The following is a 24,146-nucleotide window of genomic DNA, read 5'->3' as shown; positions in this document are numbered from 1 at the left end:
CCTGACGTGCAGCAATGCGCTTGCATGGCTGGATCGGTCCGAGCGGTCTGATACCGTCCGCCATGCCGGTTTTGGGGAACGTCGAGAACTAGCGCGATGTACGATGTTATTGTTGTCGGCGGCGGCTCCGCCGGCGCCGCGGTTGCGGGAAGGCTCTCCGAGGATCCGGCACGGCGCGTCCTGCTTCTCGAAGCGGGTCTGGACTGGCGCGCCGACGAAGCGCCCTGGGAAGTCAGGACGCCGAACCCGATCCCGATCATCCACAAGCGCGAGTATCAGGAGAAATGGCAATGGCCCGATCTCCTGGCGCGCCGCGTGGCCGGGCAGGAGCCGCGTTTCTACTGGCGCGGCAAGGGGCTCGGCGGCTCGTCCATGATGAACGGCCAGATCGCCATCCGCGGCGTCGCCGAAGCGTTCGACGAATGGGCGGCCAATGGCTGCACCGGTTGGTCGGCCAGCGAGGTGATGCCGCTGTTCTCGGTGATCGAGGACGATCTCGAGTTTGGCGACGCCGACGGCCATGGCCGCGGCGGTCCGCTGCCGGTTTTCCGCGCGCCGCGGGAGACGTGGGGCCCGATCGATCGCGGCCTGCGTGATGCGGCACTCGCGAGCGGCTATCCTTGGTGCGCTGACCTCAACGGTCCTGATGGCGAGGGCGTCGCCTGCTATCCCATCAACAGCCGCGATAGCCGCCGTATCAGCACCAATGAGGGTTACCTCGAGCCCGCGCGCGGCCGCGCCAATCTGGAGATCCGGGGCAGGACGTTGGTCGACCACGTGCTGATCAGCGACGGCCGCGCCACCGGCGTCCGCGTTCACACGGAGGGGCAGGGCACCAGCGAGATCAGCGCCCGCCAGATCGTGCTGTGCGCAGGCGCCATTCACAGCCCGGCGATCCTGCTGCGCTCGGGCATTGGGCCGGCGGAAGAGCTGAAGGCGATGGGGATTGCGGTCGAGCGCGACCTGCCGGTCGGCCGCCACTACTTCGACCATCCGCTGTTTCGTGCCACGATCCAGCTGCACGAACATCTGCGCCCCACCGATCCGGACACCCGCCACACCAATTGCTGCGTGACCTATTCCTCCGGTCTCGCCGACGGCGGCAAGCGCGACATGATCCTGATCGCGTTCAATCACCGCGGCATCGGCATGCCCGGCGCGATCGGCGCCGGCCTCTTCAACGCCTTTTCGCGCGGGACGCTGAAGCTGGCTTCGACCGATCCGTCTGTCGATCCCATCGTCGAGGAGAACATGCTCGCCGACCCCCGCGACATGCTGCGCATGATGGATGCGGTGAAGCGCCTCGCCGTGATAACCTCGCAGCCGGCGCTGTCAGGCATCGCCGACTGGATCCGGCTCGCCGACACCGATCTGACATTGCCGCAGGCCGCTCGCCTGCCGGATCACGAGCTCGACGCGCTGCTGCGCCGTGAGACCGGCGATATCCAGCACGCCGCCGGCAGCTGCCGGATGTCCGGCGTCAACGATGCCGATGGCGTGGTCAATCCTGATGGCACGGTGAAAGGTATCTCGGGCCTGCGCGTCGCCGATGCCTCGATCATGCCGTCCGACTGCCGGGCCAACACCCACTTCACGACCGTGGTGATTGGGGAAGCGATCGCGCGGATGATGATGCGGTAACTGTCGTTCGGACGCAGCGGGTGACGGGCCTTTATCTTTCGACCGCCAAGCCGAACAGGGGTCGGGGATGTGTTCCCAGGATATTGCCGACGAAGGCCGCCACCATATTTTGCGCGGGAAGCTTGACGCGTGGGATCTTGCCGATCGTTGCTGTTTTGTCCGACGGCGACGATGTACGGTTATCGGGCTTGAGGTCTTATTCTATCGTCGCGTTCACCGTCATGACCGATCTGCCTGAGCCGTATGGACCTACTCCTTCGCCGTAGATCGCAAACGTGTCGTTGCCCTTGTAGCCGGACGCCGCCGTGTACCTGAACGTCGTTACATTGATCTGCCTGAGCGTCCCGTGCGCAGGATTGTCGGAAATGCCCGAGCGATGCATCGCTCCCGGAAGTCGCATCGGGAAATTGCACGTTTGCCCGGACCTGATCGCGAAATAGGCCGTCATGTCGACGCCAAACACGGACGGATGACCGGTGACCCGGCAGTCGGAGGCGGCGAAAGCCGCAACCGGCGTCAGGCTCAAAACAGTTGCAAATGCCAGTGACCGCATGTTGGTCTCCCGTGAAGATGAAGGGCGTCATGGCAGTTCACCTTGAGGCACCTGGATTACCTTTGATTTGCATCAAGGTATTGATCGGGTCAGCCAAGCCGTGGCGTTGCGACGGTCGCCTAAGTGGAATTTTACGGGAAGGTCGGGGTTGATCCTCGATCGCATTAAGAAAGCGCTGCAAGGAGGGATCAGGGATGACATCCAAAATCATGTCCAGGATCATGCGGAAGATCGCGTTCGCGCTGACCCTTGCCGCACTCGCGCTGTCCACCCCTTCTGCATTCGCGCAGACGGGGGTCGAAAAGCTCTACATCCTCAATTGCGGAGAGGGCGTCGCCGGCGACATCTCGCGCTGGTCGCCCGGAGTGAATGAAGGCAAGTCGATGGACTTCGTCGACACTTGCTATCTCATCAAGCACAGCCAGGGCTGGTTCCTGTGGGACACCGGCATTCCCGACGCCGTCGCAGCGATGCCGAACGGGCTCGTGCCGGCCGATCCCAAGGCCGTCACCTGGCGACGTCCGAAAACGTTGGCCGCGCAGCTCGAGCAGATCGGCGTGAAACCCGCCGACGTCAAGGCGATGGGCGTCTCGCATACGCATCCCGATCACATCGGCAATGTCGAGATGTTCCCGCAGGCAACGCTCTATGTGCAGAAGGCCGAATATGACTGGCCGGGCGCCAACAACGAGCCGCGCTTCAAGCCCTCGCATCCGGTCGAGCTGCTCGCGGGCGACAAGGACGTGTTCGGCGACGGCAGCATCACCATCCTCTCGACGCCCGGCCACACGCCGGGACATCAGTCGTTGATGGTGAGGCTGCCGAAAACCGGCGTGGTGGTGTTGTCGGGCGATGCCGCCCATTTCAGGGATAATTACGACAACCGCCGCGTCCCCACGATGAACGTCAGCAAAGACCAGTCACTCGCCTCAATGCAGAAGATCGCCGACACCCTTTCGAAGGAAAAGGGGCAGCTCTGGATCAACCACGACAAGGCGCAGCGCGACACCCAGAAGATGTCGCCGGAGTTTTACGACTGAAGGCTTAGCTCTTCGGTGCGGTGACCGCCGGTGGGCTCGGGTCCGGTGTCTTCTTCGGCTTCAGCGTGCCAACATAGAACGAGACCAGCCACACCAGCAGCACGGCGAGGAGATAGACGCCCCAGGCTTGTGGTGGCGTCATGGCCCAGCGCAGCAGGCCTTTGAAGGTGCGGGGCGGACTGTTGTCGGTCATGCTGCGCTTGTGCGCGAAAGCGGCGGGCCGGTCAATCCGGCCGCGGCTTGGCGCGGATCAGAAACAGCGCCGCCAGCGCCGACAGGCTCAGCGCGGACGAGACCATCAGCACCTTGGCGCCCATGACGTCGATCAGCAGACCGAAAGCCAAGGGCGCCACGGCTTGTGCCATTCGTGCCGGCGCGCCGATGATGCCGAGGCGATAGCCGAAATCCTTCGGGCCGAAGATCGAAAGCGGCAGCGTTCCGCGGGCAATGGTCAGGATGCCGTTGCCGGAGCCGTGCAGCAGCGCAAAGGCGCTTGCGGCGGGAGCGCCGAAGATGGCGACGACGGCAGCTCCGATCGGGTGGGTGAGGCAGGCGAGCCGGGTCGACCAGAGCGGATGAAAGCGGCTGAGAACGCTGGCTTCGAGAATGCGCGCGATCACCTGCGCCGGGCCGATCAGGGCGCCAGCGGCGATCGCCTCGACATGCGTTGCCCCTGTTGCCTCGAGGATGCGCGGGAAATGCACGGCCATGGCGCCGGTGACGGTCCAGACCGCCGCGAAGACGAAGGCGAGCAGCACCATGGTGCGGTCGAGCGGCAAATGCGGCTTCTCGGCCGCAGCAGCGGCCTGCTTGGCGCCCTTGATCGCCGGCAGCATGAAGAAATTCAGGGGCAGGCCGATCAGGATGTTGGCCGCGGCCCAGGCGAAACACGTCTCGCGCCAGCCGATATGGGCAAGGCCCCAGGCGGTGAGCGGCCAACCCACGGTCGAGGCAAAGCCCGCCATCAGCGTGATGCCGGTGATCGAGCCCCGCGCCTCCGTGCCGTAGATGCGGCCGAGCGCGGCGAAGGCGGCATCATAGAGCCCCATCGCCATGCCGATGCCGAGCACGAGCCAGGCGAGCGCCATCACCACGACCGATTGCGAGAACCCAAGGAGCACGAGGCCCGCCGCGATGGTCAGGTTCGAAGCCGACAGCACCTGCCGTCCGCCGACGAGGTCGATCTGCCGGCCGATGCGCGGCCCCAGCATCGCGGAGATCACGAGCGAGGCCGAGAACGCGCCAAAGATCCAGTTCGAGGAGACGCCGAGGTCATGCGCCATGGGATCGGCGAGCAGGGCCGGCAGATAGTAGCTGGAGGCCCAGGCCAGGGTCTGCGTCGTGCCGAGCGCCAGGATGATCGGAAGCTGGCGCTGGGTCATATCCCAATGTTTCTGGTCGGCAGTGTCATCGGTTCCATTTGCAGCCGGCACTGCCGGCGCGTCAACAGCGTCCGGCACATGTTCGATCTGCTTGCGGAGCGAAGCCTGGTCTGCGGCCTTCCGCTCGTCACGAATGCACGCCATAATGGCGTATGCAATTGACCTCGCGCCTCGCGCTGATGAACTGGCTGGCCGGCCAGGGACTCACCGGCCTGCCTGAACCCGAACTGCTCCGCGGATTCTGCGAGCGCTGCCGCGCCGAGGGACTGGAACTCTCGCGCGGGCTTGTGGTCATCGATACGCTGCATCCGATCTATGAGGGTCGCGCTTTCCGCTGGAGCGATACGCCGACCAACGAGAGCGACGTTGTCGAGTACGGCTCAACGGCTGAGGGCGATGCGGCCAAGAACTGGCGCCGCTCGGTGTTCTATCATCTGCTCGAGCATGGCCACGACGAGATGGTGCTGGACCTTGCCGACGCGTCCTCGCTCGATTTCTCGCAAATCGGCGACCTCGCCGAAAACGGTCACCGCCACTTCCTGGCTTTCGTGCACCGCTTCGGCGAGACCGGAGCGCTCGGGCAGATGGACTGCCTCTACTCCTACTGGACGACGCGCCGTAACGATGGCTTTGCCGAAGCCGAGCTCGCCGCGCTGCGCGATCTCGTGCCGGTGCTGGGACTCGCGATCAAATCGGCGCAGCAGGTCGACATCGTGCGGACGCTGGGGCGGGTCTATCTCGGGCGCGACGCCTCCGAGCAGGTGCTGCGCGGGCGCATCTCGCGCGGCGTCACCGAGCGCATCAACGCCGTGCTGTGGTATTCGGATCTGCGCGGCTCGACGCGGATCAGCGAGAGCATCGGGCCGGACGAGATCATCCCGTTCCTCAACGATTATGCGCAAGCCGTGATCGACGCGATCCACGAGGCCGGCGGCGACGTGCTGAAGCTGATCGGCGACGGCGTCCTTGCGATGTTCACGGCTGCGGACATGGCGGATGCACGGCGCGCCGCGCTGCGCGCCGAGCACCTGTTCCGCCAGAACGTCGCGGCGCTGAATGCACGCCGGGCGGCGGAGGGCCGTCCGACCACATCGGCCTATATCGGACTGCATGTCGGCGAGGTCCTTTACGGCAACATCGGCAGCGAGGACAGGCTCGATTTCACCGTGGTGGGGCCGACTGTGAACGAGGTCAGCCGCATCGCCTCGATGAGCCGTTCGGTCGATCGCGAGCTGTTGGCGTCATCCGAATTCTACAAGGGTCTGGACGCCGCCGGCCGCCGTTATCTCGTCTCCACCGGCCGTTACGCGCTGCGCGGCATAGGCCGCGCGCAGGATCTCTACACGCTCGATCCCGATGTCGACGCGAGCGAGCCGGTGACCGGAAGCTACGAGCGCTATCTGGCGAATTAACACCGCGCCGTCGCTTCATCCCCCACCATGGCCGGCTGTCGGTCCAGCGCCACCGCCGGCGACAGCCAGATCACCAGCGCCTGCACGCCGAACACGGCGGCCGCCAGATAGAGGCACGCTTCCGCGCTCCAGAGGCCGCCGACGATCGCGCCGAGCGCCGAGCCGAGCGGACGGGCGCCGTAGCTCATGATGTTGATGGCGGAGACACGGCCGAGCAGACGTGGCGGCGTCACCGACTGGCGCAAGGTCGTCGTCGAGATCACCCACAGGATCGGCCCGACGCCGAGCAGGAAGAAGCTCAAGGCCGCCAGCCACGGCGAGGGGACCAGTACGGTTAGCGCCATCACGACAGCGGCGACGAAGCCGATAATCGGGCCGAGGCCGACCACGGTGCCGAAGGCGATGCGTTGCATCACGCGCGTGGCGAACAGCGCGCCGATCACCATGCCGACACCGTACATCGTCAGCACGGTGCCGACCCCGGCGGCGGTCAGACCGAGATGGCGCACGGCATAGGGTACGAACACGGCGATCTGCAGGAACCAGCCGGTGTTGAAGATGAACTGGGTGATGAACACCGGCCGCAGCAGCGGATGGTGGAAGACGAAACCCGCGCCTTCGCGAATGTCCTGAAACGGATGACGGCGCGGCATCGGCGCACGCGCCGGCTCATAGAGGCCGGAGAGCAGCACCACGGCGATCGCCGAGAGCGCGGCGGCAAAGCCGAAGGCAGGGCTCGCGCCCCACCATCCCACCAGCGCGCCGCCGAGAGCAGGACCGCTTGCGAAGGCGATGGTGCGGGCAAGCTCGATCCGTGCATTCGCAGCCGGCAGCAGCTCCGCGTGCACCAGCGAGGGCACCAGGGCCGGCGCGGCCACGCTGTAGACGACGGTGCCGCACACGGCGGCAAAGCCGAGCAGCGCCAGCAGCGGCAGATTGAGCGCGCCGAGCGCGAGCAGGAGCACGACGGCAGCCAGTGCTACGGCCCGCAGAGCCTCGGCGCTTGCCATCAGCGCGCGGCGCGAGATGCGGTCGGCGAGCAGGCCGGCGGGGATGGCGAACAGGACGAAGGGCAAGGTGAGGGCGGTCTGGAGCAGGCCGGTCTGGCCCTCGGCCACGCCCAGCGTCAGCACCGCGACGATGGGAGCTGCGGCGAGGGCGATCTGCTCGGCCGACTGCGCCGCGAGATTGGACCAGGCGAGGCGGTTGAAAGTCTCCGGGAGACGGGATGCATTTGACATGACGCATTTCCTGCAAAGTCTTGATGGCGCCAATATCGGCGGCCTGGGCCGGGCAAACCCACCCGCTTCCCGATAGGAGCCGGCCATGACACGGCGGCGGGAACCGATGCGGCTAGATGCAGTTGCAAATGAGTTGCAATAAGAGCCGAATTCGGTATTCTCGCCGTATGGATGCCCGATCGCCCGATCTGTCCCCTGACGCTGCCGGCTGGCGCGCCGACGCGCCGACCACCAAGAGCCTGGCCGAGGTGAACGCCACGGTGGTCGTGCCGATGGCTGGGACGTGGTGGCGGCGGCTGCTGGCCTTCGTCGGCCCGGGCTACATGGTCTCAGTCGGCTACATGGATCCCGGCAATTGGGCGACCGATCTCGCCGGCGGATCGCGGTTCGGTTACACGCTGCTTTCGGTCATCCTGCTCTCGAATCTGATGGCGATCCTGCTGCAGTCCTTGGCTGCGCGGCTCGGCATCGTCACCGACCGCGACCTCGCGCAGGCCTGCCGCGCGACTTATTCGCCCGCCGTCAACTTGCTGCTCTGGCTCGCCTGCGAGGCGGCGATCATCGCCTGCGATCTTGCCGAGGTGATCGGCACCGCGATCGCGCTGAAACTTCTGTTGGGCATTCCCCTGGTCGGCGGCGCGCTGATCGCCGCGCTCGATGCGTTCCTGCTGCTGGTCCTGATGAACCGCGGTTTCCGCTTCCTCGAAGCCTTCGTCATGGCGCTGCTTGCGGTGATCGCGGTGTGCTTCGCGGTCCAGATCGTCGCCGCTGCGCCGCCGGTCGCCGAGGTGCTGCGCGGCTTCGCGCCCAACAGCGAGATCATCACCAACTCCGAGATGCTCTACATCGCGATCGGCATCATCGGCGCGACCGTGATGCCACATAACCTTTACCTGCACTCGTCGATCGTGCAGACGCGCGCCTATGCGCGCAACGACGAGGGCCGCCGCGAGGCGATCAAATGGGCAACCACGGATTCCACCATCGCGTTGATGTTGGCGCTGTTCATCAACGCCGCGATCCTTGTCCTCGCGGCCGCGACCTTCCACACGAGCGGCCATTCCGACGTTGTCGAGATCGGCCAGGCCTTCGAGTTGCTGTCGCCGCTGCTCGGCCTCGGCATTGCCTCGACGCTGTTCGCGGTCGCGCTGCTCGCCTCCGGCCTGAATTCAACCGTGACCGCGACACTCGCGGGCCAGATCGTGATGGAAGGCTTTCTCGACCTGCGCCTGCCGAGCTGGGCGCGACGTCTGCTCACGCGCGGCATCGCGATCATTCCCGTGATCGCCATCACCGCAATCTATGGTGAGCGCGGCACGGCGGATTTGCTGGTGTTCAGCCAGGTCGTGCTGTCGATGCAGCTGCCCTTCGCCGTCATTCCGCTGGTGCGCTTCGTCTCCGATCGCCGCAAGATGGGGCAATTCGCGATCGCACCTTATGTCGCTGCGATCGCGTGGATCGTCTCAGGCGTGATCGTGATTTTAAATGTGAAGCTGCTGGCGGATGCGCTGTTTAGCTGATCCACCACGGCTGTCATCGCCCGCCTTGTGCGCGCTTGCGCACTGGGGCGGGCGATCCAGTATTCCAGAGACAGTAGTTCTTGAGCCGAGAAGCCGCAGCATACTGGATGCCCCGCCTGTGCGGGGCATGACGACGACAGTGTCTAGATCAATCCTGCGGCTCGGACGCCGTATCGCCCTGCGCGTCGATGCGCAGCCAGCCTGAGGGGGCCAGGCGCTGTTGCGGCAGGAAGCGGGCCTTGTAGTCCATCTTCTTGGAGCCCTCGATCCAGTAGCCGAGATAGACGTAAGGCAAGCCTTGCCGCCGCGCCCGCGCGATGTGGTCGAGGATCATGAAGGTGCCCATCGAGCGGCTGACCTGGTTCGGATCGAAGAACGAATACACCATGGACAGGCCGTCGCTGAGCACGTCGGTCAGTGCGACCGCGATCAGCTCCTCGCCGCGGCCGGTGAGGCCGCTGTCGGGACCGCGCTTGCGGTACTCGATGATGCGGGTCTCGACGTGGCTGTCCTCCACCATCATGGCGTAATCGAGCACCGTCATGTCGGCCATGCCGCCGTGGCGGTGACGAGCATCGAGATAGGCGCGGAAGATGGAATATTGTTCGGAGGTCGGCACCGCGCTACGCTGCTCGCCGATGATGTCCGCATTGCGTGCCATCACCTTGCGGAAGTTGCGGGACGGGCGGAACTCGTTGGCGACGACCCGGACCGAGACGCAGGCCCGGCACTGGTCGCAGGCCGGCCGGTAGGCGATCGACTGGCTGCGGCGGAACCCGCCATGGGTCAGGAGGTCGTTGAGGTCGCCGGCGCGGTCACCCACGAGGTGCGTAAACACCTTGCGCTCATGCCGGCCCGGCAGATACGGGCAGGGGGAGGGCGCCGTGAGGTAAAACTGAGGAGTATCGCGCGAGTGCTGGGTCAAGGGACGTCGTGGGCCTCCAAATTGGATATCAGCATCGCGCTACGGAAGCCCTTGGTCAATCGGTCTGCTCGGCGGGGCAGATCAGTCAGCTTAGTCGATCCTGGTTGATAGGCTCTTGATCACCAGGTTCTGGCGGTCTGAGCCACGGGCGCCCGGACGGAATTATTGATCACGACCGTTCCCAGCACGAAATCGTGCAGCAGTCGCCGACGACCATTGAACAGGCCGACCAGCACCACGAAGGGCGACAGGAAGGAAACCGTCACCCAGAACAGCACGGCATGGGTGGCGCCGAGGACAAAGTAGCCCGGCGCGCCGTACCAGGTGCGCAGCTCAAGGTCCATGATCCGCATCCCGACCGTCGCCGATGAGGGACCGCCGATGCAGGCGCCGTAGTAGACGATGGCCCAGATCACGGAGGCCGGCCAGGCCAGCCAGAACAGCGCCCAGCCGATGCCGAGCGTCACCACGCCGAATAAGGCGATGAAGATGTAGCCGAGGACGACGGGCACGGAGATCACGACCATGTCGATCAGGAACGCGAACACCCGCCGCGTCGCAACGCCCCGGAACAGTTCCGGATGCAGGTAGGGATCATAGGCGTGCGGCTCTGCGGCACCGCCATTGCGCCAGACGCTGTCGTCATTTGGTGAACCCGAATAAGACATTGGCTTCCCTTCCACTTTCGGAACTGTCACCGCTGCACATGGTAACAGTCCAGCCACACGCCAAGGCTGTTAGCGCTTTAGGAGCGCAAAATATTCCGGCGATTCGGCGGCCGCGGACGCTTGCACGGTCCGCGATTTGCACCATGCTGGGGCGGGCTGAGCCCGCACAGGGACACATACGATGGATCGTCAGGTCGAACTACATTGCCGTTGTGGTGGGGTCCGTGCCGTAGTCGGGGGCGTGTCGCCACGGAGCGTCAATCGCGTGGTCTGCTACTGCGACGACTGCCAGGCTTTTGCATATCATCTCGGGCGCGCCGATCTGCTGAATGCGAACGGCGGCAGCGACATTGTCCAGGTCGCGCCATCGACGCTCACCTTCGTGCAGGGGCAGAACCGGATCGTGGGGGTGCGACTGAGCCCGAAAGGTCTCTACCGGTGGTATGCGAACTGCTGCAACACCCCTGTTGGCAACACGCTTTCGCCGAGCGTTCCCTTTGTGGGGATCCTCGCGCAGGCGTTCGAGGGCGGCGCGCCGGCGGTCGACGAAGCCACCGGTCCGCCGATCGGCGCCATTCTCGGCAAGTACGCGATTGGCGAGCCACCGGCGGGCTCAACGGGACTTAATCTTTCCCTCATCCTGCGCGCCATCGGCAAGGTGCTTGCCTGGAAAATGGGGGGCAAGGCGTGGCCGCATCCGTTCTTCAAGCGAGAGCCGCGCGAGCCGATCTATCCAATCACCGTGCTGTCGCGCGAGCAACGCGAGGCGCTGCGCCCGCTATGTGGGCCCCAGCCAAACGCACAAGCAACGGGGTGAGTGTTACAGCGGTAGGCAACTCTGCGCTCGTGTCCCGGATAAGCGCCGCAAAGAAGGCCACAAGCGAGATCGCGGTAACGGTGAGATGGGCCCCGGCTCTGCAACGCATCACATCGCAAGTGCGCCGTGCTGCCTTGCGTCCGGGGCACGACCTTACCCCTCCGCCCGCAGCTTCTCCGCTACCTTCGGCGCAAAATAGCTGAGCACGCCATCGGCGCCGGCACGCTTGAAGGCGAGCAGGCTTTCCATCATCGCGCGGTCGCCGTCGAGCCAGCCGTTAGCCGCGGCGGCTGCAATCATCGCGTATTCGCCGGAGACCTGATAGGCGAAGGTCGGCATCGCAAACGTGTCCTTCACGCGGCGCACCACGTCGAGATAGGGCATGCCGGGCTTCACCATCACCATGTCGGCGCCCTCGGCGATGTCGAGCTCGACCTCGCGCAGCGCCTCGTCGGTGTTGGCGCTGTCCATCTGATAGGTGCGCTTGTCGCCGGTGAGCGTCTTGGCCGAGCCGATGGCGTCGCGGAACGGGCCGTAGAAGGCTGAGGCGTATTTCGCCGCGTAAGCCATGATCTGCACGTCGAGCAGGCCGGCGCGGTCAAGTCCTTCGCGGATCGCGGCGACGCGGCCGTCCATCATGTCGGAAGGCGCGATGATGTCGCAGCCGGCTTCGGCCTGCACCAGCGCCTGCCGCACCAGCACGGCGACCGTCTCGTCGTTCAGGATCTTGCCGTCGGAGATCAGGCCGTCATGGCCATGGCTGGTGAAGGGGTCGAGCGCGACGTCGCAGAGGACGCCGATGTCAGGGAATTCCTTCTTGATCGCCCGCACCGCCTGGCAGACCAGATTGTTCGGGTTGGTGGCTTCCGAGCCTTCCTCGTCGCGCAGGGCCGGATCGGTATAGGGAAACAGCGCGATGCAGGGGATCGTCAGCTTCATGGCGCGCTCGGCCTCGCGGACGGCCTGGTCGACGCTAAGGCGCTCGACGCCGGGCATCGAGGCAACCGGCTCGCGCTTGTTGTCGCCGTCGATCAGGAACAGCGGCCAGATCAGATCGTCGGTGGTGAGCACGTTCTCGCGCACCATGCGGCGGGCCCATTCGGCCTTGCGGTTGCGGCGCGGGCGGACGGTCAGATCGAGGGCGTGGGGTACCGCTGCACCCGTCCCGCGCGCGACCTCGCGCAATTCGATCGGACGTCCGTATTTGATCGCCATCAGTCTTCTCCCGGCTGGAATTATTCTTATACCAGCTCGCATGGTTCCCGTCACCGCGGCTTGACCTCCCGCAAGGTGATGGCAGCCGATTGATTTTGCGAGGCGAAACGGCCAGAAGGGGGGCCATGTCCGAGATCTCCACCCGTGACGCGGCCCGCGACAGCGCCAATGCCAGGGATGCCGTCAGAGACAATGCGCGAGACGGCGCGATGTCCGTGGCGGCCATCTCGTCGGAGCGGACCGAAGCCGACGACAACGTCTGGACCCGCCGGCTCGTGCTGTTCCTGCGGGTGATGGCGCTGCTGTCGATCCTCAAGGGGCTCTATCACTGGGCACAGGTGACGGGCTTCGTCGGCGGCGAGGATGACGCCTTCGAGAACCAGTCGATGGCCTGGCAGGCCTCAACCATCTACTTCGCGGTCATCGAACTCGTCGCTGCGGTCGGCCTCTGGCTCGCCACGCCCTGGGGCGCGGTGGTGTGGCTCACGACCGTGGTCTCCATGGCGGTGATCGAGCTGATGTTCCCGGGCATCTATGGCGGCAGCCTGGTCGTCGTGGGCGTCGAGGCCTTCATGCTGGCGGCTTATCTCGCGCTCGCCTGGATGGCCGCGCGCGAACGGCCGCCATAGCCCACCTCTTCGTTATCAAGGAATACTCTCGTGCCGGACGCGATGCAGCGCGCCGCACGGACACGAGAGTGTGCGTTTGGTTGACCGCTGGTTTCATAAAATTCGAGGTAAGTTTTCGTTGACCTAGCGATTTCAGCCACAGCTCTTACGCGTACGTTTCGAAACGGGGCGCGGCTGTTCTGGAATGTGACAGCAGGGGCGGACGGAGGGTGAACAAGACCTTGCGACGGTCAACAGACGGTTGCGAAAAGTGCTTGTGGCACAGGCTTAATCCGCAATTCACTGTCTTAAATTCATGATCTCTTTATTCTCTTATTTAAGCCGATCTTCAAACGCCCCCCTTAAGTTGCACCTATCAGACGGGACACAAGTTTCGTCGAATAAGTGTCGATAAAAACGACAACAGGGGAAGTGTCATGATGAAAGCCGTCGCAACTGCGGCAGATACCGCAGAGCGCGTTTCGGGCCCGCAAGGTTCGGTGCAGTCGCTCTATCTGGAAGCATTGACTCTGGTGGAGCGGCTGCATCGCCGGCTCCTCGACGTGATCAAGGACGAGTTCGATCGTCGTGGTCGCGCCGACATCAATTCCGTGCAGGCGCTCCTGCTCTATAACATCGGCGACAAGGAGCTGACCGCAGGCGAGCTGCGCACGCGCGGTTACTATCTCGGCTCCAACGTCTCCTACAATCTGAAGAAGCTTGTCGAGCTCGGCTTCCTCGACCATCAGCGCTCACGCGTTGACCGCCGCTCGGTGCGCATCCGCCTGACGCCGCAGGGCCAGGAAGTCCGGCGCATCGTCGACTCGCTCTACCAGAAGCACGTCAAGACGGTGGAGCAGGTTGGCGGCATCTCCGGCGAGGAGTTCTCGACCCTCAACAAGTCGCTGCACCGCCTCGAGCGGTTCTGGACCGACCAGATCCTGTACCGGCTCTGAGTTCCAGGCGATCAAGGCCAAGCCGGCCCAATAAGACCGGCAGGCCTCCCTGACGTGCCTGACTTCCCCGAGCGCGCTGGCCCGGCTTGTTCCGGGACCGGCGCGTTTTGCATCTGTTCGCACTTGCGAAAAAACGGCCTGAGAGGTGGAACCAGTCCATCGCGTCGTAGTTGTCGTCCCGGATCGGAGGATGCGATGCTGGTCGAGCGCGGGATGCAGGCAATGAACGTCGAACTCGTGAGCGATGCCTATGCCATCGCCGCGAATTATCTGCGCCGCTCCGGTGCGATCTCCGACACACTCGTCACCAACGAACGCCTGCTCGAGATCATCATCAAGCTGCTCCAGCACGGCGAATTCAACAGGATCAGGCTCGCCAACAAGGCGATCGCGCGCTTTGAAGCGCAGGCCGAGGCCAGAGCAGTTGCCTGATCACGACTCCCAGAATTCAAGAGAACCAGAGGGTGCCATGGAAGCTGCCATCGACCGCATCATGAAGACCTACGACCTGCTCGCCAATCGCACGGCGGCGGCGAGCGAGGAGGCGCGGGAAAAGGTGACGCAGTACATCAACACCCTGATGGAAGCCGGTGAAAAGGACACCCATAGATTGACGGTCTGCGGTCTGACCTATCTGCGCCAGCTCGACGGCAGCGTGGACCCTGTGAAGGCGGGGTACACCGGGCTGTAGACGGGATGGCCCGAAGGTTGGCGGTCGGGGCGAAATTTGGCGGCATCCGCCCCGTCCTTAAAGATTGGGCGGCCTGACCGGCCAATCCGCATCCCAACGCCGGGCAGTCCCGTAAGCTTGCGGGCCCCCGAAGTCCCGGCGATCTCCACCATATCTGGCATAATTCGCCCACCCGACCCGCAAATGCTTGGCCCGGGCGGGGGGATGTGGTAGATCGCGCTCGCCGCTTCCGATCGCCACACCAAGACCCCCGTAGCCCGCCAAGAGGCTGCGGCGGTGGAGATATTCCACGATGACGTCAGCCAAGACCGCCAACGCGCCCGATTCGTTTTTTACGGCCTCGCTCGAGCAGGCCGACCCGGAAATCGCTGCTGCCATCAAGGGCGAACTCGGCCGTCAGCGCCACGAGGTGGAGCTGATCGCTTCCGAGAACATCGTCAGCCGGGCCGTGCTGGAAGCGCAGGGGTCGGTGATGACCAACAAATACGCGGAGGGTTATCCGGGCGCGCGCTACTATGGCGGTTGTGAGTGGGTCGACGTCGCCGAGAACCTCGCGATCGACCGCGCCAAGAAGCTGTTCGGCGCCAACTTCGCCAATGTGCAGCCGAACTCCGGCAGCCAGATGAACCAGGCGGTGTTCCTGGCACTGCTGCAGCCCGGTGACACCTTCATGGGTCTCGACCTTGCGGCCGGCGGCCATCTCACCCACGGCTCGCCCGTCAACATGAGCGGCAAGTGGTTCAAGGCTGCGCACTACACCGTGCGCCGCGAGGATCAGATCATCGACATGGACGCGGTCGCCAGGCAGGCCGAAGAGGTCAAGCCGAAGCTGATCGTCGCGGGCGGCTCGGCCTATTCGCGCGCCTGGGATTTCAAGCGCTTCCGCGAGATCGCCGATAGCGTCGGCGCTTACCTCTTGGTCGATATGGCGCATTTCGCGGGCCTCGTCGCCGGCGGGGTGCATGCTTCGCCCGTGCCGTACGCTCACGTCACCACCACCACCACCCACAAGTCGCTGCGTGGACCGCGTGGTGGCCTGATGCTGTGGAATGACGAGGCGCTGACCAAGAAGTTCAACTCGGCGATCTTCCCGGGCCTGCAGGGTGGCCCCTTGATGCATGTGATCGCGGCGAAGGCGGTCGCCTTCGGCGAGGCGCTGCGTCCGGACTTCAAGGTCTATGCGAAGAACGTCGTCGAGAACGCCAAGGCGCTGGCCGAGGCGATGAAGGGCCACGGCTTCGACATTGTCTCCGGCGGCACTGATAACCATCTGATGCTCGTTGACCTTCGGCCGAAGGGCCTGAAGGGCAACGCCTCGGAGAAGGCGCTGGTCCGCGCGGCCATCACCTGCAACAAGAATGGTATTCCCTTCGACCCCGAGTCCCCGTTTGTCACCTCCGGTATTCGTCTCGGCACGCCGGCGGCGACGACCCGCGGCTTCGGCGTCGCTGAATTCCAGCAGGTCGGCGGCATGATCGCCGAGGTCCTCAACGCGATCGCGCAGTCCTCTGACGGCAAGGCGCCGCTGGTGGAAGCCGCGATCAAGGAACGGGTCAAGGCGCTCACCGAGCGGTTCCCGATCTATCAGTAAGGCCAAGAAAACTGGTTAAGGTCAACGGATGCGCTGCCCGAACTGCAACAGTCTCGATACGCAGGTAAAGGACTCGCGTCCGACCGAGGACTCGTCCGTGATCCGCAGGCGACGCGTGTGTGTCGCCTGCAATTTCCGCTTCACCACTTTCGAGCGCGTGCAGCTGCGTGAGCTCACGGTGATCAAGCGTAACGGCCGCCGTGTGCCGTTCGACCGCGACAAGCTGATGCGCTCGGTGCAGATCTCGCTTCGCAAGCGCCAGGTCGAACCTGAAAGGGTCGAGAAGATGGTCTCCACCATCGTGCGCGAGCTGGAGACCGGGGGCGAGGCCGAGATCTCTTCCGAGGTGATCGGCGAGACCGTGATGGAGCATCTGCGCACGCTCGACGACGTCGCCTATGTGCGCTTCGCCTCGGTCTATCGCAATTTCCGAGAGGCCAAGGATTTCGCCGACGTGCTCGGCGAGCTCTCCGGTGAGGAGGAAGCGCGGCTCGCCGCGATCCGCAAATGATCTTCCGCATCCTGGAGGATCAGTTCGCCGCGAGGATCCGCGAGTCCAAGGACGCCGATCGCCGCTTCATGCAGCTGGCGCTCGCGCTGGGCCGGCGCGGGCAGGGGCGCACCTGGCCCAATCCGGCCGTGGGCGCCGTCATCGTCAACGACGCTGTCATCGTCGGTCGTGGCTGGACGCAAGCCGGCGGACGACCTCACGCCGAGCCTGAAGCGTTGCGGCGCGCCGGCGAGGCGGCGCGCGGCGCGACGCTCTACGTCACGCTCGAACCCTGCTCGCATTTCGGCAAGTCGCCGCCCTGCGCCGATGCGGTGATTGCAGCCGGCATCAAGCGCGTGGTTGCGGCGATCGAGGATCCCAACCCGGAAGTTGCCGGGCAGGGTCATGCACGCCTTCGTGCTGCCGGCATCACGGTGGATGTGGGCTTGTGCGCGGCGGAGGCTGCCTTCGACCACGCGGGGCATTTCCGTCGTGTCAGGGACAAGCGTCCGCATGTCATCCTGAAGCTGGCGATCTCGCCCGACGGCAAGATCGGCGCTGAAGGTGGCAAGCCGATCGCGATCACCGGCGAAGCCGTGCGCGATCGGGTGCATCTGCTGCGCGCGAAAAGCGATGCCGTTCTGGTCGGCATTGGCACGGTGCTGGCGGATGACCCGCAGCTCAACTGCCGCCTGCCTGGCATGGAAGCGCGTTCTCCAGTGCGCATTGTCCTCGACCAGAATTTGCGGATTCCCGCGTCCAGCCAGCTCGTTCGTTCTGCGCGCGAGACGCCGCTTTGGGTGATGGCGTCCGAGCTTGCGGAAGCAGCCGCAGCCACCCGGCTGGGCGCGGCCGGTGCGCAAATCATGCGCATGCCGCCGAACGGTGCAGTCGGGCTCGATCTTCCGGCCGTGCTGCATGCGTTGGCAGAGAAGGGCATCACGCGGCTGATGGTCGAGGGCGGCAGCCATGTCGCGGCCTCTTTCGTGGCCGCCGACCTAGTCGACGAGATCTGGCTGTTCCGCGGAGCGGAAGAGGTGGGCGCTGGCGGGGTCGATGCGCTCGATGCATTGCCCCTGTCGAAAATCACGCAGTCGCCGGCCTACAAGGTTCATGCTAGCGAGACATTCGGCCCCGATATTCTCACCATCTACGAGCGCGCCTAACATGTTCACCGGCATTGTCACCGATATCGGCGAGATCGTCAGTTTCAACCCTGTGGCGCAGGGGCAATTGCACCGGCTGCGGATCGCTTGCAGCTACGATCAGACCACCATCGCCGATGGTGCTTCGATTGCCTGCAACGGCGTCTGCCTCACCGTGGTCGCTTCGGGCGTCGCCGATGGCAAGACCTGGTTCGAGGTCGATACCGCCGCCGAGACGCTGGCACTGACGACGGCCAGGCACTGGAAGCTGGGCACGCGGCTCAATCTCGAGCGTGCGCTCAAGATCGGCGACGAGCTCGGCGGCCACATCGTCGCCGGCCATGCCGACGGCATCGCCACCATCATCAGCCGCGAGGACCTGCCCGACATGGCGCGGTTCAAGCTCTCGACCACGCGCGAGTTGGCGAGGTTCATTGCCACCAAAGGATCGATCACGCTCGACGGCGTCTCGCTGACCATCAATACGGTTGATGACGTGAGCTTTTCGGTGTTGATCATCCCGCATACGCTTGGTGTCACAACGATCGGCGGCTGGAAGGCGGGCGCTGAGGTTAATATCGAGGTCGATCTGATGGCGCGCTATGCGGCGCGGCTGACGGAAATGACGGAGTAGCCGTCATTCCGGGGCGCGAAGCGAACCCGGAATCTCGAGATTCCGGGTTCGATGCTTCGCATCGTCCCGGAATGACAGTCTCTTTGAACTTGGCTTACACGTCTGCGGCGACTACATAACGCCGACCCTAGAGACGAGTTGCTGAAACGGATTGAACGATGGCAGACGCGCGGCGCGCACCCCTGAAGGACCAGACCGACATTTCCGGCGCGCGGGCGCTTGTCGTCGAGGCACGGTTCTATGACGATCTCCAGGACGCGCTTCTGGACGGTGCGGTCGCGGAGCTGAAGGCGGCCGGGCTGACCCACGACGTCATCACGGTTCCCGGCGCGCTGGAGATTCCGGCGGCGGTGGCGATCGCGGTCGACGCGGCTGCGGCAAACGGCAAGCCCTATGATGCGGTGATCGCGCTCGGCTGCGTCATCCGCGGCGACACCATTCATTTCGAGATCGTCTCGCAGGAATCCTCCCGCGCCCTGATGGACCTCGCCGTGGCGCGCAAGCTGCCGCTCGGCAACGGCATCCTCACCGTCAACAACGAGGACCAAGCCTGGGCGCGGGCACGCGCCAGCGAGCTCAACAAGGGCGGCGATGCCGCGCGCGCCGCGCTTGCGATGCTGCGCATCAAGCGCCGCCTGGCGCGGGCCTGAGCCATGGCTGACCCCAAGAAATCGGCGGGCGCTCCCGAGAAGAAGGCGAACCGCCGTGGTGCGGCGCGGCTCGCAGCCGTGCAGGCGCTGTACCAGATGGATATCGCGGGCGCCGGCATCAACGACATCTTTGCCGAGTTCGAAAGCCACTGGCTCGGCAACGAGGTCGAGGGCGACACTTATCTGCCGGCGGAAGCCGCGTTCTTCCGCGACATCGTCTCCGGTGTCGTGCGTGACCAGAAAAAGCTCGATCCTCTGATCGACGAGGCGCTGTCGAAGGGCTGGCCGTTGAAGCGGATCGAAGCGATCCTGCGCGCCGTGCTGAGGGCAGGGGCCTATGAGCTCCAGCATCGCAAGGACGTGCCGGGCCGCGTCGTCGTGTCCGAATATGTCGATGTCGCCAATGCCTTCGTCGACCGCGAGGAGACCGGCATGGTCAACGCCGTGCTCGACCAGATCGGCCGCCAGTTTCGCGGCGACGAGTTCGGGCGGGGGTAGACATCCGCAAGGGCGGTGAAGTCATGCAATGCTGCTGCCCCATGCTCCGTTGTCATCACCCGCGAAAGCGGGTGATCCAGTACCCTGCGGTCTATCGATTTCACATGCACGTCTCTGGCATACTGGATCGCCCGATCCTAGTGCGCAATTGCGCACTGGCCGGGCGATGACAGTGGAGAGTGGGGCTAGGCACGTGGCAAACCCGCAAGACGCGTCCGGCGAAGACTCCCTCATTGCGCGCTACTTCAAGCCGCTGGCGACTGATCCGGGTGCGCTCGGGCTGGTCGACGACGCCGCGATCCTGTCTTCGTCCGGCGAGGACATCGTCGTCACGACCGACGCCGTGGTCGAGGGCGTGCATTATCTTGCCAGCGATCCCCCCGACACCATCGCGCGCAAGGCGCTGCGGGTGAATCTGTCCGATCTGGCTGCCAAGGGAGCTGCGCCCGCCGGCTTTGTGCTGACGCTGGCGCTGCGCAGCAAGGAGGATGCCTGGCTCAGGCCGTTCGCGGACGCGCTCGGCGAGGACGCCAAGACTTTCGCCTGTCCGCTGCTCGGCGGCGACACGGTGTCGACGCCGGGGCCGCAGATGATTTCGATCACGGTCTTCGGTCGCGTGCCGAAGGGGAGGATGATTGGCCGCACCGGCGCGCGGCCGGGCGACCGCATTCTGGTGACGGGAACGATCGGCGATGCCGCGCTTGGTCTCGACGTGCTTACCGGCGGAGCCGCGGCTGCGGCGCTCGCGTCCGATCCGGCTGCCAGGGAGGCGCTGGTCTCGCGTTATCGGATCCCGCAGCCGCGCAACCTGCTGGCGCAGGCCGTACGCGACCATGCGACGGCTGCGATGGACGTCTCCGATGGGCTCGCCGGCGATCTGACCAAACTCTGTGCAGCATCCGGTGTCTCGGCCATGGTCAATGTGGAGCGCGTGCCACTCTCCGCTGCGGCGGCGGGCCTGGTCGCTCGCAACGCCACTTGTGTTGAGACGCTGCTTGCCGGGGGGGACGATTACGAAATCCTGTGCACCGTGCCGCCGGCACAGAGCGACGCGCTGATCGCCGCGGGGCGAGCGGTGGGCCTCGCCGTCACGGCGATCGGCACGATCGTCGCCGGCAGTGAGCGGCCACGATTCCTGGACGGGCAGGGCCAGGAACTCGCCTTGAAGCGGCTGTCCTACAGCCACTTCTGACGCCAGCCTCACCTTCGTTCCGACTATCCATGGCACGAGACGGCGCAACCCTCGCGACAGCCAAATGCTCTATCCGCATCCATTGATGCAAAAGCAGCCAATGGGTTTGATTCGATGACGGCCACCGTCGCAGGTTCGAGCGAGGCGCCGGCGGCGGCCGGGCGGGAATGTGGAGGCTGCACGCTCTGCTGCAAAGTCTACAACGTAGTCGCGTTCGGCAAACCCGCCGGCAAATGGTGCTCGCATTGCAAGCCCGGCCAGGGCTGCACGATCCATGATGACCTGCCCAGCGAGTGCGCGGCGTTCGATTGCCTCTGGAAAACCATGCCGGCGTTGCCCATGCACTGGAAGCCCGATCTGTCGAAGATGGTGCTTACCCTGCATCCTCAGACCAACAACATCCAGGTCGTCGTCGATCCCGGGCTGCCATCGGCGTGGACCCGGCAGCCTTATCACGGCCAGTTGCGCTTGTTATCCAAAAGCAACATGGCTAGAGGCCATCTGGTGATCGTGTTCGTTGGCGAACTGGCGACGCTGATCCTGCCTGACCAGGACGTTCCCCTCGGCGTGCTCACGCTCGACCAGGTTGTTTCGGTGTCGCTGGAGACCGGCGCGAGCGGCAGCGTCTACGAGGTCAGGATCTTCAACCGGCGCACATCGGCCGGCGGGCAGACCCTGGAATTGGCCTCTTCGTCCCGGCATCGCGTGAGGGCGGCGGCTTGAGGCGCAGCCGAGGCCAGGCCTCGGCCGGGGTCTCGTGATTAGGTCCAAATACCTGCCGAGATCGGCTTTTTCGGCTGATCCGGCGTTGCACCCTCAATTTGATTTTGGCAAGCTTGCGAATGACTGGAGCCGCCCCTTCGGGAAAGGGGCGGCTTTGTTCAAAATCAAGGCGCTGCGTCGCAAGACGGACAACAAAGGCGCCGGGGGTACATCAAGGATCTGAGGCAAAAAATCACATGACAGCATTATGGTTGATAGTGCTCTGCGGAGTACTTTCCGTCGTCTACGCGATTTGGGCGACGTCTTCGGTGTTGGGCGCGGATGCGGGGTCGCCGCGCATGCAGGAAATTGCAGGGGCGGTGCGCGAAGGCGCACAGGCTTATCTGCGCCGGCAATACACCACGATCGGTCTCGTCGGCATCGTCATCTTCGTGCTGCTTGCCTATTTCCTTGGACTCTATGTCGCGATCGGTTTCGCCATCGGCGCCATCCTGTCGGGGGCGGCCGGTTTCATCGGCATGAACGTCTCGGTCCGCGCCAATGTGCGCACCGCCCAGGCCGCGACGACCTCGCTCGCCGGCGGCCTCGAGCTCGCCTTCAAGGCAGGCGCGATCACCGGACTTCTAGTGGCGGGTCTCGCGCTGCTCGGTGTGACGCTCTATTTCGGCTTTCTGGTCCACTCGCTGAAGCTCGCAGCTGATAGCCGTACCGTGGTCGACGCCATGGTGGCGCTCGGCTTCGGCGCCTCACTGATCTCGATCTTCGCACGTCTCGGCGGCGGCATCTTCACCAAGGGTGCTGATGTCGGCGGCGACCTCGTTGGCAAGGTCGAAGCGGGCATCCCGGAGGATGATCCGCGCAATCCGGCGACGATTGCCGACAACGTCGGTGACAACGTGGGCGACTGCGCCGGCATGGCGGCGGACCTGTTCGAGACCTACGCGGTGACCGCGGTCGCCACCATGGTGCTGGCAGCGATCTTCTTCGCCAAGACGCCGATCCTCGCCAACATGATGACGCTGCCGCTCGCCATCGGCGGTATCTGCATCATCACCTCGATCATCGGCACCTTCTTCGTGAAGCTCGGGCCGAGCCAGTCGATCATGGGCGCGCTCTACAAGGGCCTGATCGCAACCGGCATCCTGTCGCTGATCGGCATTGCGCTGGTGATCTATTACCTGATTGGCTTCGGCAAGCTCGAGGGTGTCGACTACACCGGCATGGCGCTGTTCGAATGCGGTGTGGTCGGCCTCGTCGTCACCGCGCTGATCATCTGGATCACCGAGTACTACACCGGCACCGACTATCGCCCGGTGAAGTCGATCGCCCAGGCCTCGGTGACCGGTCACGGCACCAACGTGATCCAGGGTCTTGCCGTCTCGATGGAGGCGACTGCGCTGCCCGCGCTCGTGATCATCGCCGGCATCCTGGTCACCTACAGCCTCGCCGGCCTGTTCGGCATCGCGATCGCGACCGCCACCATGCTGGCGCTGGCCGGCATGGTCGTCGCGCTCGATGCGTTCGGCCCGGTCACCGACAACGCCGGCGGCATCGCCGAGATGGCGGGCCTGCCGAAGGAAGTGCGTAAGTCGACCGACGCGCTCGATGCTGTCGGCAATACCACCAAGGCGGTGACGAAGGGCTACGCGATCGGCTCCGCCGGTCTCGGCGCGCTGGTGCTGTTCGCGGCCTACAACCAGGACCTCAAGTTCTTCGTTGGAGACAGCGCGCATCACGCCTACTTCGCCGGCGTCAATCCGGACTTCTCGCTGAACAATCCTTACGTGGTGGTGGGCCTGCTGTTCGGCGGCCTTTTGCCGTATCTGTTCGGCGCGATGGGCATGACCGCTGTGGGGCGTGCGGCAGGCGCGATCGTCGAGGAGGTGCGGCGTCAATTCCGCGAGAAGCCGGGCATCATGCAGGGCACCGACAAGCCTGACTATGGCAAGGCGGTCGATCTGCTCACGCGCGCGGCGATCAAGGAGATGATCATCCCCTCGCTGCTTCCGGTGCTGTCGCCGATCGTCGTCTACTTCGTGATCTACGCGATCGCGGGCGGCGGCGCGGCCGGCAAGTCGGCGGCGTTCTCCGCTGTCGGTGCCATGCTGCTCGGCGTGATCGTGACGGGCCTCTTCGTCGCGATCTCCATGACCTCGGGCGGCGGCGCCTGGGACAACGCCAAGAAGTACATCGAGGACGGTCACTTCGGCGGCAAGGGCAGTGATGCCCACAAGTCCGCGGTGACCGGCGACACCGTAGGTGATCCCTACAAGGACACGGCGGGTCCCGCGGTGAACCCGATGATCAAGATCACCAACATCGTGGCCTTGCTGCTGCTGGCGATCCTGGCGCACTGAACGACGCTAAGTGATGCACGACAAAACCCCGCGGCGCGAGCCGTGGGGTTTTTTGTTTGGTGGATCTCGCTCTACTCGCGTTCCCCCGACGCTGCGCAGCACGAAGTGCTGCAGATCCGTGGGGGCTAATGCACGTCCACCTGCGATGATTTCTTCCGGATGATGCCGGCGAACTTCTTTCACGGCATCCACGAAGT

General features: G+C 64.7%; 25 protein-coding genes. 18 read left to right on the top strand and 7 right to left on the bottom strand.

Going from position 1 to position 24,146, the window contains the following annotated elements; translation table 11 throughout:
- The first annotated feature begins 96 nt into the window (after window positions 1-96).
- Window positions 97-1,641: a GMC family oxidoreductase gene (locus BM374_RS09020; RefSeq protein WP_092291085.1), complete on the top strand. Its 1,545-nt coding sequence runs from the start codon at window positions 97-99 to the stop codon at window positions 1,639-1,641.
- 196 nt (window positions 1,642-1,837) lie between these two features.
- On the opposite strand, the gene BM374_RS09015 is transcribed toward BM374_RS09020, so the two are convergent.
- Complete coding sequence (locus tag BM374_RS09015; RefSeq protein WP_244552560.1) at window positions 1,838-2,194, bottom strand: hypothetical protein; 357 nt, start codon at window positions 2,192-2,194, stop codon at window positions 1,838-1,840.
- 221 nt (window positions 2,195-2,415) lie between these two features.
- Here BM374_RS09015 and BM374_RS09010 point away from each other — a divergent pair, with 221 nt between their 5' ends.
- Window positions 2,416-3,234, top strand: coding sequence for an N-acyl homoserine lactonase family protein (locus BM374_RS09010; protein WP_502689425.1), 819 nt, complete (start codon window positions 2,416-2,418; stop codon window positions 3,232-3,234).
- A 4-nt stretch (window positions 3,235-3,238) separates the two neighbouring features.
- Here the strand turns inward: BM374_RS09010 and BM374_RS09005 are convergent, their stop codons facing one another.
- Both BM374_RS09005 and BM374_RS09000 read right to left on the bottom strand, forming a co-directional pair.
- A complete protein-coding gene (locus BM374_RS09005) occupies window positions 3,239-3,427 on the bottom strand; it encodes a hypothetical protein (protein WP_092291081.1) in 189 nt (62 codons plus the stop codon).
- Window positions 3,428-3,458: 31 nt separating this feature from the next.
- Window positions 3,459-4,616, bottom strand: a complete 1,158-nt coding sequence (locus tag BM374_RS09000) for an MFS transporter (RefSeq protein WP_092291884.1) — start codon at window positions 4,614-4,616, stop codon at window positions 3,459-3,461.
- A gap of 152 nt (window positions 4,617-4,768) precedes the next feature.
- Here BM374_RS09000 and BM374_RS08995 point away from each other — a divergent pair, with 152 nt between their 5' ends.
- Complete coding sequence (locus BM374_RS08995) at window positions 4,769-6,028, top strand: adenylate/guanylate cyclase domain-containing protein (protein ID WP_092291079.1); 1,260 nt, start codon at window positions 4,769-4,771, stop codon at window positions 6,026-6,028.
- On the opposite strand, the gene BM374_RS08990 is transcribed toward BM374_RS08995, so the two are convergent.
- Entirely contained in the window at window positions 6,025-7,269 is a 1,245-nt protein-coding gene (locus tag BM374_RS08990) for an MFS transporter (protein ID WP_092291077.1), read from the bottom strand. The genes BM374_RS08995 and BM374_RS08990 overlap by 4 nt on opposite strands.
- A gap of 167 nt (window positions 7,270-7,436) precedes the next feature.
- Here BM374_RS08990 and BM374_RS08985 point away from each other — a divergent pair, with 167 nt between their 5' ends.
- Window positions 7,437-8,789: an Nramp family divalent metal transporter gene (locus tag BM374_RS08985; protein WP_092291075.1), complete on the top strand. Its 1,353-nt coding sequence runs from the start codon at window positions 7,437-7,439 to the stop codon at window positions 8,787-8,789.
- 148 nt (window positions 8,790-8,937) lie between these two features.
- On the opposite strand, the gene BM374_RS08980 is transcribed toward BM374_RS08985, so the two are convergent.
- Both BM374_RS08980 and BM374_RS08975 read right to left on the bottom strand, forming a co-directional pair.
- Entirely contained in the window at window positions 8,938-9,714 is a 777-nt protein-coding gene (locus BM374_RS08980) for an arginyltransferase (protein WP_092291073.1), read from the bottom strand.
- A 119-nt stretch (window positions 9,715-9,833) separates the two neighbouring features.
- Window positions 9,834-10,382 carry an RDD family protein gene (locus tag BM374_RS08975; RefSeq protein ID WP_092291071.1) on the bottom strand — a complete coding sequence of 183 codons (549 nt, stop codon included), beginning with the start codon at window positions 10,380-10,382 and terminating at the stop codon, window positions 9,834-9,836.
- A 181-nt stretch (window positions 10,383-10,563) separates the two neighbouring features.
- Between BM374_RS08975 and BM374_RS08970 the strand changes: the two genes are divergently transcribed.
- On the top strand, window positions 10,564-11,199 hold the full coding sequence (locus tag BM374_RS08970; RefSeq protein WP_092291069.1) for a DUF6151 family protein: 636 nt from the start codon (window positions 10,564-10,566) through the stop codon (window positions 11,197-11,199).
- A 153-nt stretch (window positions 11,200-11,352) separates the two neighbouring features.
- Here the strand turns inward: BM374_RS08970 and hemB are convergent, their stop codons facing one another.
- Window positions 11,353-12,414, bottom strand: coding sequence for a porphobilinogen synthase (gene hemB, locus BM374_RS08965; RefSeq protein WP_092291067.1), 1,062 nt, complete (start codon window positions 12,412-12,414; stop codon window positions 11,353-11,355).
- Between the two features lie 125 nt (window positions 12,415-12,539).
- On the opposite strand from hemB, the gene BM374_RS08960 reads away from it, so the two are divergent.
- From BM374_RS08960 to BM374_RS08900, 13 genes are all read left to right on the top strand, one after another.
- Entirely contained in the window at window positions 12,540-13,043 is a 504-nt protein-coding gene (locus BM374_RS08960; protein WP_092291065.1) for a DUF6163 family protein, read from the top strand.
- Between the two features lie 416 nt (window positions 13,044-13,459).
- Complete coding sequence (gene ldtR, locus BM374_RS08955; RefSeq protein ID WP_027529973.1) at window positions 13,460-13,978, top strand: transcriptional regulator LdtR; 519 nt, start codon at window positions 13,460-13,462, stop codon at window positions 13,976-13,978.
- A 195-nt stretch (window positions 13,979-14,173) separates the two neighbouring features.
- Entirely contained in the window at window positions 14,174-14,410 is a 237-nt protein-coding gene (locus BM374_RS08950) for a hypothetical protein (protein ID WP_092291063.1), read from the top strand.
- Window positions 14,411-14,447: 37 nt separating this feature from the next.
- Entirely contained in the window at window positions 14,448-14,669 is a 222-nt protein-coding gene (locus tag BM374_RS08945) for a hypothetical protein (RefSeq protein ID WP_092291061.1), read from the top strand.
- Between the two features lie 292 nt (window positions 14,670-14,961).
- Entirely contained in the window at window positions 14,962-16,260 is a 1,299-nt protein-coding gene (gene glyA / locus BM374_RS08940; protein ID WP_092291059.1) for a serine hydroxymethyltransferase, read from the top strand.
- A 28-nt stretch (window positions 16,261-16,288) separates the two neighbouring features.
- Window positions 16,289-16,771, top strand: a complete 483-nt coding sequence (gene nrdR, locus BM374_RS08935) for a transcriptional regulator NrdR (protein ID WP_011087793.1) — start codon at window positions 16,289-16,291, stop codon at window positions 16,769-16,771.
- Window positions 16,768-17,916: a bifunctional diaminohydroxyphosphoribosylaminopyrimidine deaminase/5-amino-6-(5-phosphoribosylamino)uracil reductase RibD gene (gene ribD / locus BM374_RS08930; protein ID WP_092291057.1), complete on the top strand. Its 1,149-nt coding sequence runs from the start codon at window positions 16,768-16,770 to the stop codon at window positions 17,914-17,916. Before nrdR ends, ribD begins: the two co-directional genes overlap by 4 nt.
- 1 nt (window position 17,917) lies before the next feature.
- Window positions 17,918-18,529 carry a riboflavin synthase gene (locus BM374_RS08925; RefSeq protein WP_092291055.1) on the top strand — a complete coding sequence of 204 codons (612 nt, stop codon included), beginning with the start codon at window positions 17,918-17,920 and terminating at the stop codon, window positions 18,527-18,529.
- A gap of 158 nt (window positions 18,530-18,687) precedes the next feature.
- A complete protein-coding gene (gene ribH, locus BM374_RS08920) occupies window positions 18,688-19,179 on the top strand; it encodes a 6,7-dimethyl-8-ribityllumazine synthase (protein ID WP_092291053.1) in 492 nt (163 codons plus the stop codon).
- 3 nt (window positions 19,180-19,182) lie between these two features.
- Entirely contained in the window at window positions 19,183-19,677 is a 495-nt protein-coding gene (gene nusB, locus BM374_RS08915; protein WP_092291051.1) for a transcription antitermination factor NusB, read from the top strand.
- Between the two features lie 193 nt (window positions 19,678-19,870).
- A complete protein-coding gene (thiL, locus tag BM374_RS08910) occupies window positions 19,871-20,869 on the top strand; it encodes a thiamine-phosphate kinase (RefSeq protein WP_244552559.1) in 999 nt (332 codons plus the stop codon).
- A gap of 114 nt (window positions 20,870-20,983) precedes the next feature.
- The gene (locus BM374_RS08905) at window positions 20,984-21,592 is read left to right on the top strand and encodes a hypothetical protein (RefSeq protein WP_092291047.1); all 609 of its coding nucleotides are present in this window, start codon (window positions 20,984-20,986) and stop codon (window positions 21,590-21,592) included.
- Between the two features lie 236 nt (window positions 21,593-21,828).
- A complete protein-coding gene (locus BM374_RS08900) occupies window positions 21,829-23,949 on the top strand; it encodes a sodium-translocating pyrophosphatase (protein WP_092291045.1) in 2,121 nt (706 codons plus the stop codon).
- Window positions 23,950-24,146: the final 197 nt, after the last annotated feature.

The sequence above is a fragment of the Bradyrhizobium sp. Ghvi genome, assembly GCF_900115265.1.
GTDB lineage: Bacteria > Pseudomonadota > Alphaproteobacteria > Rhizobiales > Xanthobacteraceae > Bradyrhizobium.
The sequence above is the reverse complement of the archived record's forward strand: the minus strand, read 5'-3'. Positions and strand labels throughout refer to the sequence as shown.